Annotated in this window: 13 protein-coding genes; all 13 read left to right on the top strand. The window is 62.9% G+C overall.

Annotation, left to right across the window (positions count from 1 at the left end):
- The first annotated feature begins 12 nt into the window (after positions 1-12).
- The 13 genes from IGB42_RS07650 to IGB42_RS07590 all read left to right on the top strand — a co-directional run bounded on the left by IGB42_RS07650 (position 13) and on the right by IGB42_RS07590 (position 13,572).
- Positions 13-903 carry a LysR family transcriptional regulator gene (locus tag IGB42_RS07650; protein ID WP_159669413.1) on the top strand — a complete coding sequence of 297 codons (891 nt, stop codon included), beginning with the start codon at positions 13-15 and terminating at the stop codon, positions 901-903.
- A gap of 299 nt (positions 904-1,202) precedes the next feature.
- The gene (locus IGB42_RS07645) at positions 1,203-1,943 is read left to right on the top strand and encodes a GntR family transcriptional regulator (RefSeq protein WP_159669410.1); all 741 of its coding nucleotides are present in this window, start codon (positions 1,203-1,205) and stop codon (positions 1,941-1,943) included.
- Between the two features lie 16 nt (positions 1,944-1,959).
- On the top strand, positions 1,960-3,690 hold the full coding sequence (locus IGB42_RS07640) for a fumarate reductase/succinate dehydrogenase flavoprotein subunit (protein ID WP_159669407.1): 1,731 nt from the start codon (positions 1,960-1,962) through the stop codon (positions 3,688-3,690).
- Positions 3,687-3,935 carry a ferredoxin family protein gene (locus IGB42_RS07635; protein ID WP_159669404.1) on the top strand — a complete coding sequence of 83 codons (249 nt, stop codon included), beginning with the start codon at positions 3,687-3,689 and terminating at the stop codon, positions 3,933-3,935. The genes IGB42_RS07640 and IGB42_RS07635 overlap by 4 nt, the downstream gene beginning before the upstream one ends.
- Before the next feature lie 33 nt (positions 3,936-3,968).
- The gene (locus IGB42_RS07630; protein ID WP_159669401.1) at positions 3,969-5,381 is read left to right on the top strand and encodes an ABC transporter substrate-binding protein; all 1,413 of its coding nucleotides are present in this window, start codon (positions 3,969-3,971) and stop codon (positions 5,379-5,381) included.
- A gap of 74 nt (positions 5,382-5,455) precedes the next feature.
- On the top strand, positions 5,456-6,295 hold the full coding sequence (locus IGB42_RS07625) for an ABC transporter permease (RefSeq protein ID WP_159669398.1): 840 nt from the start codon (positions 5,456-5,458) through the stop codon (positions 6,293-6,295).
- The gene (locus IGB42_RS07620; protein WP_159669395.1) at positions 6,292-7,149 is read left to right on the top strand and encodes an ABC transporter ATP-binding protein; all 858 of its coding nucleotides are present in this window, start codon (positions 6,292-6,294) and stop codon (positions 7,147-7,149) included. The genes IGB42_RS07625 and IGB42_RS07620 overlap by 4 nt, the downstream gene beginning before the upstream one ends.
- A 1-nt stretch (position 7,150) precedes the next feature.
- Positions 7,151-8,131, top strand: coding sequence for a HEAT repeat domain-containing protein (locus IGB42_RS07615; protein WP_159669392.1), 981 nt, complete (start codon positions 7,151-7,153; stop codon positions 8,129-8,131).
- Entirely contained in the window at positions 8,128-8,403 is a 276-nt protein-coding gene (locus tag IGB42_RS07610; protein WP_159669388.1) for a DUF971 domain-containing protein, read from the top strand. The genes IGB42_RS07615 and IGB42_RS07610 overlap by 4 nt, the downstream gene beginning before the upstream one ends.
- 144 nt (positions 8,404-8,547) lie before the next feature.
- A complete protein-coding gene (locus tag IGB42_RS07605; RefSeq protein ID WP_159669385.1) occupies positions 8,548-9,558 on the top strand; it encodes a lipopolysaccharide assembly protein LapB in 1,011 nt (336 codons plus the stop codon).
- 31 nt (positions 9,559-9,589) lie between these two features.
- Entirely contained in the window at positions 9,590-10,750 is a 1,161-nt protein-coding gene (locus tag IGB42_RS07600; protein WP_159669383.1) for an iron-containing alcohol dehydrogenase, read from the top strand.
- 103 nt (positions 10,751-10,853) lie between these two features.
- A complete protein-coding gene (locus tag IGB42_RS07595) occupies positions 10,854-11,864 on the top strand; it encodes a tetratricopeptide repeat protein (protein WP_159669381.1) in 1,011 nt (336 codons plus the stop codon).
- A gap of 106 nt (positions 11,865-11,970) precedes the next feature.
- Positions 11,971-13,572: a diguanylate cyclase gene (locus tag IGB42_RS07590; protein ID WP_159669379.1), complete on the top strand. Its 1,602-nt coding sequence runs from the start codon at positions 11,971-11,973 to the stop codon at positions 13,570-13,572.
- Positions 13,573-13,689 lie beyond the last annotated feature (117 nt).

Below are 13,689 nucleotides of genomic sequence, written 5' to 3'. Positions count from 1 at the left end.
TGAAATTCAATAATGAAGACGACACTCGATGAACTGCAGGCATTTGCAACCGTGGTCGATAGCGGTTCGATCACCGCTGCGGCAGAGCAACTGGCGCAAACCGTGTCCGGCGTCAGCCGCGCGCTGGGGCGGCTGGAAAGCAAGCTGGGCACCACCTTGCTGCAGCGGACCACGCGCCGGCTGGAGCTGACCGAGGAAGGCCGCCTATTCCTTGCACAGGCGCGGCGCATTCTCGCTTCGGTGGAAGAGGCGGAAGAGCAGATGGCGCTGCGCCGCGCGCGGCCGGCCGGCCGCTTGCGCGTGAACGCGGCATCGCCGTTCATGCTGCACGTGCTGGCACCCATGGTGCCGGGCTTTCGCGCCGCATATCCGGATATCGGGCTCGAACTCAATACCAGTGATCGCTACATCGACCTGATCGAAGAGCGCACCGACGTGGCCATCCGCATCGGCACGCTTACCGATTCCACGCTGCACGCCCGTCCGCTGGGCAGCAACCGGCTGCGCGTGCTGGCCAGCCCTGCATACTTGCAGGCACATGGCCAGCCGCAAACCGTGGCGGAGCTGGCCCGGCACAGCCTGCTGGGCTTCACCCAGCCCGAATCGCTGAATGCCTGGCCACTGCGCCATGCGCTGGGCGAGCACTATGTGATTGCGCCTGCCTTGCGTGCATCCAGCGGCGATACGCTGCGCCAGCTGGCGCTGGAAGGCGCCGGGCTGGTCTGCCTGGCTGATTTCATGACGCAAGCAGACCGCGCCGCCGGCACGCTGGTGCAGGTACTGGGCGAGCACACCGTCGACGTGCGCCAGCCCATCCACGCGGTGTATTACCGCAACACCGCACTGGCATCACGGATTGCGTGTTTTCTGGATTACCTGGCTGCGCAGATCCGCGTCGATTGAAGACAAGCAGGCTGGAAGGCTGCAGGGATTAAGAAGCGGCTGGAGGGCGCAGGGGCGGGTGCAAGGGCAGGGTATCGCTGGCTGCGCTCGGTACGCGGACGGGTTGGTGATTTTTGATCAATTTGTTTTCTTTGTTGTTGATATATCAACAATATTTTCAAATGGAACACATCGTCTCGCAGCAAGTTGTTTTCATAAAAATCATTTTTATTCAATCGGTTATATGATTTTTATCTGTTGTCTAGGTCGTGGGCATGCGTCGTGCTAGGTAATGACCTGTCATAACAGGTTGTGTCCTCATGCTTAACGTACCGCAGTTCCCGCATGGCCATGTATCGCTCTACAGCCGTATCCGCGATGAGTTGCGCCACGGCATCGTCTCGGGCCGCTATCTGCCGCATGACCGCATGCCGTCGGAGAGCCAACTGATGCAGCAATACAGCGTCAGCCGCATCACGGTGCGCCAGGCGCTGGGTGATCTGGAGAAAGAGCAGCTTATCTTCAAGGTGCCGGGCAAGGGATCTTACGTCTCACGCCCCAAGCCATTCCAGGAGCTGGGCCGGCTGCAGGGCTTTGCCGAGGCCATGGCCACGCAGGGCCACGAAACCTACAACCATGTGGTCAGCATCGCCACGCTGGCTGCCAGCGATGTGGTGGCCACGCGGTTGCAGCTCGCGCCGGCTGAGCCGGTATGCGAGCTGCGGCGCGTGCGCTACCTGAACCGCGAGCCGGTCTCGCTCGACGTCACCTATGTGCATTCGCGCATCGGCACGCTGCTGGCCCGTGAAGACCTCGCCAGCCGCGACATTTTCCTCATTCTCGAAAACGACTACGGCATTGCGCTGGGCCACGCGGATCTCGCCATCGATGCGGTACTGGCCGATGCCGCCACTGCGGCGCTGCTGCAGGTGGATACCGGTGCGCCCATCTTGCGCATCGAGCGCCTTACCCACACCCATGACGGCCAGCCGCTCGATTTCGAGTACCTGTACTGCCGCGCCGACAACTTCCAGTACCGCTTGCGCATTGCGCGCGGCTGATCCAACGGGAAAACCCATGAATACGATAGAACGCGAGGTCGATGTGCTGGTGATCGGCGGCGGCACTGCCGGGCCGATGGCTGCCGTCAAGGCCAAGCAGGCCAACCCGGCGCTGAAAGTGCTGCTGCTGGAAAAAGCACACGTGAAGCGCAGCGGCGCCATTTCCATGGGCATGGATGGCCTCAACAACGCGGTGGTGCCGGGTTTTGCCACGCCCGAGCAATACGTGCGTGAAATCACCGCCGCCAATGACGGCATCGTCAACCAGAAAACCATTCTCGCCTACGCGCAGAACAGCTACGCGATGATCGAAGAGCTTGATCGCTGGGGCGTGAAATTCGAGAAAGACGAAACCGGTGACTACGCGATGCGCAAGGTGCATCACATGGGCACCTATGTGCTGCCGATGCCGGAAGGGCACGACATCAAGAAGGTACTGTACCGGCAATTGAAGAAAAACCGCGTCGAGATCACCAACCGGCTGGTGGCCACGCGGCTGATCGTTGGTGAAGACGGCCGCATTGCCGGCACCTTTGCCTTCGATTGCCGCACCGGCGATTTCCACGTGGTGCGTGCCAAGTCGGTGGTGCTGGCGTGCGGCGCGGCGGGGCGGCTGGGCTTGCCGGCATCGGGCTACCTGTTCGGCACCTACGAGAACCCCACCAACGCAGGCGATGGCTACAGCATGGCCTACCACGCCGGTGCTGAGCTATCGGGCATCGAGTGCTTCCAGATCAACCCGCTGATCAAGGATTACAACGGCCCTGCCTGCGCCTACGTCACCGGCCCGTTCGGTGGCTACACCACCAATAGCCGCGGCGAGCGCTTCATCGAGTGCGATTACTGGAGCGGCCAGATGATGCTGGAGTTCCAGCGCGAGCTGGAAGGCGGCAATGGTCCGGTGTTCCTCAAGCTCGATCACCTGGCGGAGGAAACCATCTCCACCATCGAAACCATCCTGCATACCAACGAGCGCCCCAGCCGTGGCCGTTTCCACGCCGGGCGTGGCACTGATTACCGCGAGCGCATGGTGGAAATGCATATCTCGGAAATCGGCCTGTGCAGCGGGCACTCGGCATCGGGCGTGTGGGTGGACGAAAACGCCGCCACCACGGTGCCGGGGCTGTTCTCTGCCGGGGATATGGCCTGCGTACCGCACAACTACATGCTGGGCGCATTCGTTTACGGACACTTTGCCGGCGTATCGGCAGCACGCCACGCCCAGGAACACCCGCACGCCAATGTGAGCAGCGCGCAGGTCGATGCAGAGCGCCAGCGCGTGTGGGCGCCGCTGCTGCGCGAATCGGGCCTGCCGCCCAACCAGGTGGAATACAAGCTGCGCCGCATGGTGAACGACTACCTGCAGCCGCCCAAGGTCACCCGCAAGATGGAAATCGGCCTGGAGCGCTTCGAGGCGATCCGCGGCGATCTGGACCGGCTGCACGCGCGCAACCCGCACGAGCTGATGCGGGCGATGGAAGTGCACGCCATCCGCGATTGCGCCGAAATGGCCGCGCGCGCATCGCTCTATCGCACCGAAAGCCGCTGGGGCCTGTACCACGCGCGGGTGGATTACCCGGAGCGCAACGATGCGGAATGGAAAGTACACGTGCAGCTGCACAAGAACGCGGCGGGCGAGATGGCGTGCTTCAAGCGCGCGCTGGAGCCCTATGTGATTGCCATGGATCAACAGGAACAGGCGGCTTACCAGAAGCTGCGCATCAGCACGGAGGCCGTACCGGCATGAGTTTCCCCACCTTTTCCATCGCCGAGCAACGCAGCAGCGTGCCGGTGCGCATCGACGAAGAACTGTGCATTGCCGACAAGGGCTGCACCGTGTGCGTGGACGTTTGCCCGCTGGACGTGCTGGCCATCGACCTGAGCAAGGGCAAGGCCTTCATGGCATTCGACGAATGCTGGTACTGCATGCCGTGCGAGAAGGATTGCCCCACCGGGGCCGTGCACGTCGATATCCCTTACCTGCTCAGATAAATCACCCGCCCATACTTTGCAACGGAGTTTCCAATGAAACGGTCCATCCAGCTCGGCGTGCTTGCGCTCGCCCTTGTCACTGCCGGCCTTGCGCAGGCAGAAACCATCCGCATCGCCATCGGCACGCAGGACACCACCATCAATTGCGCAACCGGTGGCCTGCTGATCCGCGAACTGAAACTGCTGGAGAAATACCTGCCGCACGACGGCAAGTACAAGGATGCGCAATACGACATCCAGTGGAAGAACTTCACTTCCGGCGCGCCGCTCACCAATGAAATGGTTGCGGACAAGCTCGATATCGGCTCGATGGCCGATTTCCCCGGCTCGCTCAACGGCGCCGCATTCGACAAGGCCGGCAAGAAGAGCGTGTTCATCACCGTGCTGTCCGGCAGCACGCAAGGCAGCGGCAACGGCATCGTGGTGCCCAGGGATTCGGCCATCCAGTCGATTACCGAGCTGCGCGGCAAGACCATCTCGGTACCGTTCGCCTCCACTTCGCACGGCATGCTGCTGCGCGCGCTGGCCGCCAACGGCATCGATCCCAGCAAGGATCTGACCATCATCGCGCAACCGCCGGAGGTGGCCGGCCCGGCGCTGCAGGCCGGGAAGATCGATGCACACGCCGATTTCGTGCCGTTTGCCGAGCTGTTTCCGTATCGCGGCTTTGCCCGCAAGATTTTCGATGGCTCGCAAGCCAATGCGCCCACCTTCCATGGCTCGCTGGTAAGCGCGGATTACGCCAGGAAATATCCGGAAATCGTCGTGGCGTTCCTGCGTGCCGCCATCGAGGCGGACCAGCTCTATGCCGCCAACCCGGAGAAATACAGCGACCTGATCGAGAAAACCACCGGCGTGGAAGCTGAAGTCGCCTATCTGTTCCATGGCCCGCAAGGCCTGCAGACGCGTGACTTCACCTGGAAACCCGAATACCGGCAGGCGGTGAAGACGTCGATCGAAACGCTCAAGTTCCTCAAGAAAACCGATGCGGACCTGGACGTGAATACCTTTGTCGATGACCGCTATATCCGCGAGGCCTTCAGGTTGTCTGGTCAGGATTATGACGCGCGGCTGAAAAACTACGACAAGTTGCCGCTCAAGGCCAAGGACACACTGACCGGCAAGCCGATCACCGACCTGAAACGCCTGGCGCAGGTATGGATCGAGGGCGAGCCGCAGATCCGCAACTACGCGACCCCCGAGGCCGCGTTTGCCGATGCCCGGAAAATCGAGGCCAGCGGCAAGAAAATCCGCGTCATCTACGCGCAGGACCGCAATAGCGGCATCAAGCTGCTGGCGCATCAGGCGTGGTTTGCGCAAGACGCCAAGGGCCAACTGGCCGCCTTCCTGCTCAAGGAGGCGGCCACCGCGTGGGCGAAGAGCAACAACGCCAAGGTGGTGGATTACGCCGCAGTACGCGAATCCATCCGGCTGGCCGCCAACTGACCAGTCATGGGCCGGGTGCCGTTGCTGCCCACGCTGCCCGGCCCATCGATTACTCTTTCCAATCAGGGAAAATCATGAGCATCGCTGCCGAAATCACGCTGCCAGCAGCGCCTGCCAGTCCACGCGCCGGCTGGGCGCTGTGGCCGTGGCAGGCTTGGGCCACGCGGCTGGCGTCCTTGCTGGCCTGTGTATTGTTGTGGCACTGGGCCGCCAGCACGCGCGTGCACCTGGGCCTTGTCACCTTCGCCAATGTGCCGCCGCCGCTGGAAGTGCTCAATGCGGGCCGGGATCTGCTGCAGTCCCCCAAGTTGCTCAAGCATCTGGGCGCCAGCCTGTACCGGGTGTTTGCCGGGTTTCTGGTGGCCGCCATCGTGGGCGCCGGGCTGGGGCTGGTGATCGGCCGCTTTGCCCGGGCACGCAATGCATTGTTGCCGCCGCTGGAAGTGTTGCGGCCCATCCCGGCGGTGGCGTGGATACCGTTGTCCATCCTGCTGTTTCCATCGTCGGAAGCCAGCATGATCTTCATTACCTTTGTGGGGGCGGTGTTTCCCATCCTGCTCAATACCATTCACGGGGTGGAAGGCGTGGATAGCCGGCTGATCGCCTCCGCACGCAGCCTCGGCACACGGCGGCTGCGCGTATTTACCGAGGTCATCCTGCCTGCCGCGGCACCGGCCATTGTCACCGGCCTGTCCATCGGCATGGGCACCTGCTGGTTTTGCCTTGTAACTGCGGAAATGATTTCCGGCCAGTTCGGCATCGGTTACTACACGTGGGAGTCGTATACCTTGCAGAACTACCCCGACATCATCGTGGGCATGCTGCTGATCGGCGTGCTGGGCATGGGCAGCAGCATTGCGCTACGCCAGCTTGGTCGTGCACTGATGCCGTGGCAGCGCGGGAGCGGGCAATGAACGTGCAACCGCAAGGGCAACAGGCTCCGGGCCGGGTGGAGATCGACCGGGTATCGATCCGCCTGGGCAGCGGTGCCGGCGCGTTCCAGGCGCTGGATGAGGTGTCTTTCCGGCTGGCGCCGGGCGAGTTCGTCTGCCTGCTGGGGCCATCGGGCTGCGGTAAATCCACCTTGCTGGGGGCGCTGGCAGGCCATTTGAAGCCAGTGGCGGGCAGCTTGGCGCTTGACGGCGTGGCAATCGGTGGGCCGGCACCGGAGCGCGGGCTGGTCTTCCAGCACCACACGCTGTTTCCGTGGAAAACCGTGCTCGATAACGTGGCCTTCGGCCTGAAGATGCGTGGCGTTGCTGCAGCTGAGCGCAAAAAGCAGGCGCGCGAGCTGATCGAACTGGTGGGGCTGGGCGGCTTCGAGCGCCATTACCCGGGCCAACTGTCGGGCGGCATGCAGCAGCGGGTGGAAATTGCCCGCGTGCTGATCAACCGCCCGCGCGTGCTGCTGATGGATGAGCCGTTCGGCGCGCTCGATGCGTTGACCCGCTTGAAGATGCAGGAGCTGCTGCTCGATATCTGGGGCCGTTTCGGCACCACGGTGCTGTTCATCACCCACGATATCGACGAAGCGCTGTTCCTGTCGGACCGCATCCTGATCATGGGGCCGCGACCGGGTCGCATCATCGAAACGCTGGAAGCCGGTTTTGCGCGCCCGCGCAGTGCGGAGCTGGCAATGACCGCGCAGTTTGCCCAACTCAAGCGCCATTGCCTCGCCTTGTTGCACCATGATGGCGTGGCCCCCGTGCTGCCCCGACTCACCCCGCTGGGCGCGCCGCAAGCGCGCGACCTGCAGTTTGCGATCTGACATGACCGATACCCTGTTCGAACACCTGCAAGATGATGCCGATTTCGCCGCCATTGCCCCGCGCCTTGCCGCTGCGGATGCCGCCACGCGCCGCGTGGCGCTGATGGAGCTGGCCGATTTTGAAGACGATGCGTACCTGCCAGCCTTTCTGCGGGCATTGGCCGATGGCGATGCCCAAGTGCGTGCCGAAGCCGCGCGCCTGCTGGCTGGCAACGAAGACCCGGATGCTGTCGATGGCCTCGCAGCCTGCCTGCTCGATGCGGACGAGGTGGTGCGTGCTGCTGCAGCGCAAAGCCTGTCTGAACTCAAAACCCATGCTGCCGGGCTGCGTTTGCTGCCGTGGGCGCTACACGATGATGCATTTGTCCGCGCTGCCGCGTTACGGGCACTGCGCGAACTGCGTCTGGGCGAGGCTGCCCAGGCCGCACAGGCCTCGCTGGATCACCCGGCTGCGTTGGTGCGGCGCGAAGCGGTCGGCGTGCTGGGCTGGCTCAAGCATGGTGCGGCACTGCCAGCGCTGAGCACGCTGGCACGCCATGATGAGGATATCGAAGTGCGCCGCGCTGCCACTGGTGCATTGGGCCTCGCAACGGATGACAGCGTGCTGGATGCGCTGCTTGGCGCGCTGGCCGATGCCGCATGGCCGGTGCGCGAAGAAGCGGCAGCCACGCTGGGCAAACTCCGCCTTGCCGCTGCTGCCGATGGGCTGATTGCTGCAATGGCCGATGAATACTGGCAGGTGCGCTTGCGTGCGGCCCGATCATTGGGGCGTATCGGCGCACGCAGCGCGTTGCCGGTGCTGAGCGAGGCCTTGTTGCACGAAATGGGCAACTTGCGCAAAGAAGCCGCCATTGCGCTGGGCGAGATCGCAGATCCTGCCGCATTGGCGGTACTGCAACTGGCCGCCGCCGATCCGGACCCGGAAGTGCGCAAGGCGGCGATGCTGGCGCTGGGCAAGCTGGCTGCGGTGCAGCCACAATGACTCCGGATCAGCTCGTGCTGACGGGCGAAGCGCTGGTGATCGAGTCTGCCGGCCAGCGCAGTGCCATATCGTTTGCGGTGCTACGCCAGCAATGCCGCTGTACCGAGTGCCGCTCGGCATCACTGCTGGGCAAGCCGCACCCGCTTGCAGCAGGGGTCCAGGTCACCGGCATCACGCCGGTAGGCAACTATGCGGTGCAGCTGCATTTCAGCGATGGCCATGAGCGGGGCATCTATCCATGGCCGTATCTGCTCTCGCTATGTGAAGCATGAACGCCGCGATTGCGGCAATCCGGTGGCAGCTGCATACGGACGGATGTGTACGTTTTGGCATACCCGGACCGCCGCCAGCTTGAAATCCCCGATAAGCAGCGTTAGGCTGCGCAGATTCCCTTACAACGCTGACGCAGCCGCCTTATGCCGGACATTCCCGATCTTGCTCTCCTGCTGGAAGAAAGCGAGCGGCTGACTTATATCGATCCGCACCGGGCCATGCAACTGGCGGAAGAGGCGCGCAATCATGCGGACGATTGCCCCGATGCCACACTGCGTTGCCGCGTCTGGCGTCGTTATGGCTCGCTGCTGCTGGCGTTCGGTCGGGTGCCCGACGGTCAGCAGGCGATGCTCAATGCGCTGAAGATTGCCGAAACCGAAGATATCGAGGCCGAGCGCGGCGAAATCATCCAGGAACTGGCCAGCATCTATTACACGGTGGGTGAATACGGCGAAGCCATTGCCTACTGGGGCGATTGCCTTGATGCATCGCACAATGCCGGCTTCATGCGCTCCACGCAGATCCACGCGCACATCGGGCTGGGGCAGGTGTATTTCGCCCATGAATCGTTCCAGATGGCGCTGGCGCATCACCTGACCGCACAGCAACTGCTGATCCCCGCGCTGGGCGCCGACCTGCATGCGCGGGTCAGCATCAATCTCGCTGCCGATTACTACAAGCTGCACCGCTACGACGATGCATTGCAGGCATTGCGCCTCGCTGCGCCGTGGTCGCACGAGGCCGGCAATCAGGAATATCAGGGCGAAATACTGGTGTACCAGTGCCATATCGCGCTGGACCGTGGCGATATCGCCACTGCGCGCAGCTATCTGGTGCAGGCCGAATCGTTGCGGCGCGTGTGGGTGTGGGGAGAGGTATCGCAGCAGATGACCCGTGGTCGGCTCGCCATGGCCGACGGCGATCTGGATGAGGCACGGCAGTGTTTCCTTGCCGCACTCGGTCGCGCCGAGGAAATGGGCTCCGCCCACGAGGTCTACCAGGCCAACCACCTGCTGGCGCAGGTCAGCCAGCACAGTGGCGACGTTACCGCCGCCGAGCGTTATCATCGTCGCTATCAGGAAGTATTCAACCGGATTGTCCGGCCGGCCACCTTTGCACAGCTGCGCGCGCTGGAGGCGCGGCTGTCGCACTGAGCCTGTCAGCCGTCCCGCGTGCGGAGCACCCATGCAAGCATTCACGTTCCACAATCCCACCCGCATCCACTTCGGTGAGGGCCAGATCGCCCGTATCAGTGGCGAAATCCCCGCGGGCAGCCGCGTGTTGCTGACCTTTGGTGGCGGCAGTATTCATGCCAACGGCGTGTATCAGCAGATCCGCGATGCGCTGGCCGATTGCACGGTGATCGAGTTCGGCGGCATCGAATCCAATCCGGAGTTCGAAACATTGCTGCGCGCGGTCGAGCTGGGCCGCGCGGAACAGGTGGACTGGGTGCTGGCAGCTGGCGGCGGCTCGGTAATCGACGGCAGCAAATTCATCGCTGCCGGCATCGCGCTCGATCCGGCCATCGATCCGTGGCTGATCGTCGGCAACCGTACGCCGTTGCAGCGTGCGCTGCCGCTGGGTGTGGTGCTGACGCTGCCCGCGACAGGGTCGGAAAGCAACAATGCTGCAGTGGTGACACGCCGTGCCACGCAGGACAAGCTCTCGTTCAAGAATGCGCTGGTGTTCCCATGCTTTGCGGTGCTGGACCCGGCAGTCACGCGTAGCTTGCCCAAGCGGCAGGTGGCCAATGGCATCGTCGATGCGTTCGTGCACACCACCGAGCAATACCTGACCGTGCCCAATGCTGCGGCGATCCAGGACCGGCTGGCCGAAGGCATTCTCGCCACGCTGATCGAAAACGGGCCGAAAACCCTCAACGACCCGGCCAACCCGGATGCACGGGCCAACCTGGTGTGGTCGGCCAACCAGGCGTTGTTCGGGCTGGTGGGGGCCGGGCAGGTAACCGACTGGGCCACGCATGCCATCGGTCATGAGCTGACGGCGTTGTACGGTATCGACCATGCCCGCACGCTGGCGCTGGTATTGCCCAGCTTGTTGCGGCACCGTCTGGACGACAAGACTGCCAAGCTGGCGCAGTACGGCCGGCGTGTGTGGTCGCTGACGGGCAGTGATCGCGCAGTGGCCATGTCTGCCATCAATGCCACCGCGGCTTTTTTCGAGCATCTGGAAGTGCCTACGCGGCTATCCGCATACAAGCTGGATGCGGACGAAGTGGCCAGCGCGGTGCGCGAGCAACTGATCCGCCACCAGCGCCTGCAATTGGGCGAGGGCGGCACGCTGACCCCGGACGATTGCGCGCGCATCCTCACGGCCGCGGCTTGAGCGTTGCAGCAAGGACGCAACGCTTGGCGCACGCCAAAGGCGGCGGCGGCGGCAAAGTGCTAAGCTTCTAGCCCGCAAGCACGTCCAGGCTCGCTTCACTTCCATGTCCCTACCCGAACACGTCGATCTGCTCGAGCGCGCACGCAAGCTGGTCAACTCCCAGACTGCCGATGCGCTGTCGCTTGCCCAAAGGGCGCGTGACCTCGCGCTGGCAAACGGGGACAAGCTGGGCGAGGCCGAGGCACTCAACGTTTCTGCGCTGGCGCTGGCGTTGTTCGGTCAGTACAACGATGCGCTGGCTACCTTGCTGACGGTGATGGATATCGGCACGCAAATCGATATCGGTACCGAGCACGGCCTGGCTTTGCAGATGATTGCCCGCAGCCATTACACGCAAGCCGATTATGATGCCGCCGCCGATTGCTGGCTGGCTTGCCTGGAATTGCCCGCTTCGTCGGTCTCGCAGCTGGATCGGGTGCGTGCGCATATCGGCCTCGGGCAGGTACTGTTTGCCAACGAGCAGTTCGAGACGGCACTGGCGCACCACCGCCGCGCTGCCGAGTTGTCGGAAAATTGCGATGATGTGCAGTTGATGGCCGGCAGCCTGATCAATATCGCGGTCGACCATCAATATCTGGGCCACTTCGGCGAATCACTGGAAGTGCTCAAGCAGGCGCTGCCGCTGGTGCGTGCCGCGCAGCACTACGAATACGAGGCGGAGATCTACGGCATCATCGGCCAGATCCAGTTTGCGCGTGGCGAAGTGGGCAAGGCGCGCATGAGCTTGCGTGTGTCGCTCAAGATCAACCGGCTGCACAGTCACCTGTGGGGCGAAGCCAACGATCTGCTGTGGCTGGGGCATTGCAGCATGACCGATGGCCTGCTCGATGCCGCGCGCGATGAACTGCTGCGGGCGATGCAACTGGCCGAGGCCATGGGCACGCAGAACCTGGTGGCCCGCATCCACCTGGCGCTTTCCACGCTTTATGTGGCGCTCAACGAGCCGGAACGTTCGACTGAACACATCGCCGCCTACCAGGATCTGCAGAGAAATCTGCAGGAAACGGTGACGTCCAGCCGCTTTGCCAATATGGAATTGCGCCTGAACGATTGACCGTTCATGCATGACGAGTGCTGCGCCCGGCGCTTTTCCTGCAACCATGCTTGATTTTGCCAGTCCATCTGCTCTAGTTTAAACAGCGATTACTTATTGAGCTGCAATGAATGCCGAGCCCGTAACCCAATCCCTCGTCGATGGCCTTAACCAGCAGGCCAGGGATATGTATCGCGATCGATGCGATGAGGCGAGGGCGCTGGCAGAGCAGGCTTGCCGACGCGCGCTGGAAATCGACTATCACTTCGGTTACGTGGAAGGGTTGCTCAATCACGCACGCGCGCTGCTGCTGCAAGGCGGCTACCAGGAAGCCATTGCGCTGATGCGCCATAGCCTGTTCCTGGGCGAGGAATACGGCTACAAGGTGCACGTGGTCGATTGCCTGCAGGAAATCGCCCGCGCCTACTATGTGCTGGCCGAATATGACGTTGCGCTGCAGTATTGGTCCAGTTGCCTGAGTGTGTCGCTGGATGTCGATGCGCATGAGGCCTATGTGCGGGCGCAGGTGGGCATCGGCCAGATCTACTACGCGCACGATGATTTCCAGGCCGCCTATGATCACCACCTGAAAGCGCGCGATGGCTTCGAGTCCGTTGCAGACGATAGCCTGAAGGCAGCGGTGCTGATCAATATCGGCGTCGACCTGCACCGGCTGGGGCGTTACGACGAAGCGCTGGAGGCGCTTTTCGGCGCGCAGGCGCTGGTGCAGGTACGCACGCATCGGGAGTTCGAGGCCGACACCTATAGCGGTATCGGTACTGTTTATCTCAGCCAGGGGCTGCTGGCCGAGGCCGAGCAATTCCTGTTGCGTGCGCTCGACATCAACCGCGAGCACGGCCATCTATGGGGCGAGGCGGCCAATCTGCTGTTGCTGGGCAAGCTTGCACAGGCGCGCGGTGAATCCGTCCAGGCGGCGGCGCTGTTGCAGCAGGCACTGGCTGAGTCGACGTCCATCGGCGCGGCGCATCTGGTTTACCAGATCGAGGAGCAACTGAGTCTGGTGTTCGAAGCGCTGGACAACACTGCTGCGGCACTGAGCTGTTATCGCCGTTATCACGCCGGTTATGTCGCCATCCTGCAGCAATCATCGCCGCACAAGCTGCACGTGATGGAAATGCGCCTGGAAGTCGAGAAGGCGAGGCTGGAAAATGCCAGCCTCAAGCAGCAACGCGCCACGCAGCACCGCGAATTGAAGCGCGCGGAGAAACTCGCCAGTCAGGATGCGCTCACCGGGGTGCTCAACCGTCGCGGCATCGAGACGCAGGGCGAGCAGCTGTTCCGCCGCGCTGGCGACGAGACGCTGCAACTGGGCGTGCTGATGCTCGACATCGATCACTTCAAGCGGGTGAACGACCATTTCGGCCACGGCATCGGCGACAAGGTATTGCGCCAGGTAGCGGCGCTGCTCAAATCGGGCTGCCGGCAGGACGACCTAGTGGCGCGTTACGGCGGCGAGGAATTCCTGGTGATGCTGCCCGGCCGCGCCGGGGAGGGGGCACTGGAGGTGGCAGAGCGATTGCGCCACCTGGTGGGGGCGTGGTCGTGGGCGCGCATTCATGCCAACCTCGCCATCACCGTCAGCATCGGCATTGCCGACCTGGCCGGTGATGCGCAGTTGTGCGAACTGCTTGATCGTGCAGACCGTCAGCTCTACCGGGCCAAGGCGATGGGCCGCGACCGGGTGATTGCGGAAAGCAACGCATATTAGCGATTGACGTAGCAGCAGCCGGCAAGCCGGCTGGCGGGCGATCCATGCCCCGATCCGGGGCGATTTGCTGCTTATCACACAAAGGCCCTAACTAAAATGGGTCTTTAGCCGGGATAA

This window comes from Andreprevotia sp. IGB-42 (assembly GCF_009848685.1).
Taxonomy (GTDB): domain Bacteria; phylum Pseudomonadota; class Gammaproteobacteria; order Burkholderiales; family Chitinibacteraceae; genus Andreprevotia.
This window is presented reverse-complemented; position numbering and strand designations above follow the sequence as displayed.

What these genes read in the sequence shown, in the direction of transcription:
- IGB42_RS07650 (WP_159669413.1), top strand. Translation starts at nt 13, where the DNA reads ATGAAGACGACACTCGATGAACTGCAGGCATTTGCAACCGTGGTCGAT.
- IGB42_RS07645 (WP_159669410.1), top strand. Translation starts at nt 1,203, where the DNA reads ATGCTTAACGTACCGCAGTTCCCGCATGGCCATGTATCGCTCTACAGC.
- IGB42_RS07640 (WP_159669407.1), top strand. Translation starts at nt 1,960, where the DNA reads ATGAATACGATAGAACGCGAGGTCGATGTGCTGGTGATCGGCGGCGGC.
- IGB42_RS07635 (WP_159669404.1), top strand. Translation starts at nt 3,687, where the DNA reads ATGAGTTTCCCCACCTTTTCCATCGCCGAGCAACGCAGCAGCGTGCCG.
- IGB42_RS07630 (WP_159669401.1), top strand. Translation starts at nt 3,969, where the DNA reads ATGAAACGGTCCATCCAGCTCGGCGTGCTTGCGCTCGCCCTTGTCACT.
- IGB42_RS07625 (WP_159669398.1), top strand. Translation starts at nt 5,456, where the DNA reads ATGAGCATCGCTGCCGAAATCACGCTGCCAGCAGCGCCTGCCAGTCCA.
- IGB42_RS07620 (WP_159669395.1), top strand. Translation starts at nt 6,292, where the DNA reads ATGAACGTGCAACCGCAAGGGCAACAGGCTCCGGGCCGGGTGGAGATC.
- IGB42_RS07615 (WP_159669392.1), top strand. Translation starts at nt 7,151, where the DNA reads ATGACCGATACCCTGTTCGAACACCTGCAAGATGATGCCGATTTCGCC.
- IGB42_RS07610 (WP_159669388.1), top strand. Translation starts at nt 8,128, where the DNA reads ATGACTCCGGATCAGCTCGTGCTGACGGGCGAAGCGCTGGTGATCGAG.
- IGB42_RS07605 (WP_159669385.1), top strand. Translation starts at nt 8,548, where the DNA reads ATGCCGGACATTCCCGATCTTGCTCTCCTGCTGGAAGAAAGCGAGCGG.
- IGB42_RS07600 (WP_159669383.1), top strand. Translation starts at nt 9,590, where the DNA reads ATGCAAGCATTCACGTTCCACAATCCCACCCGCATCCACTTCGGTGAG.
- IGB42_RS07595 (WP_159669381.1), top strand. Translation starts at nt 10,854, where the DNA reads ATGTCCCTACCCGAACACGTCGATCTGCTCGAGCGCGCACGCAAGCTG.
- IGB42_RS07590 (WP_159669379.1), top strand. Translation starts at nt 11,971, where the DNA reads ATGAATGCCGAGCCCGTAACCCAATCCCTCGTCGATGGCCTTAACCAG.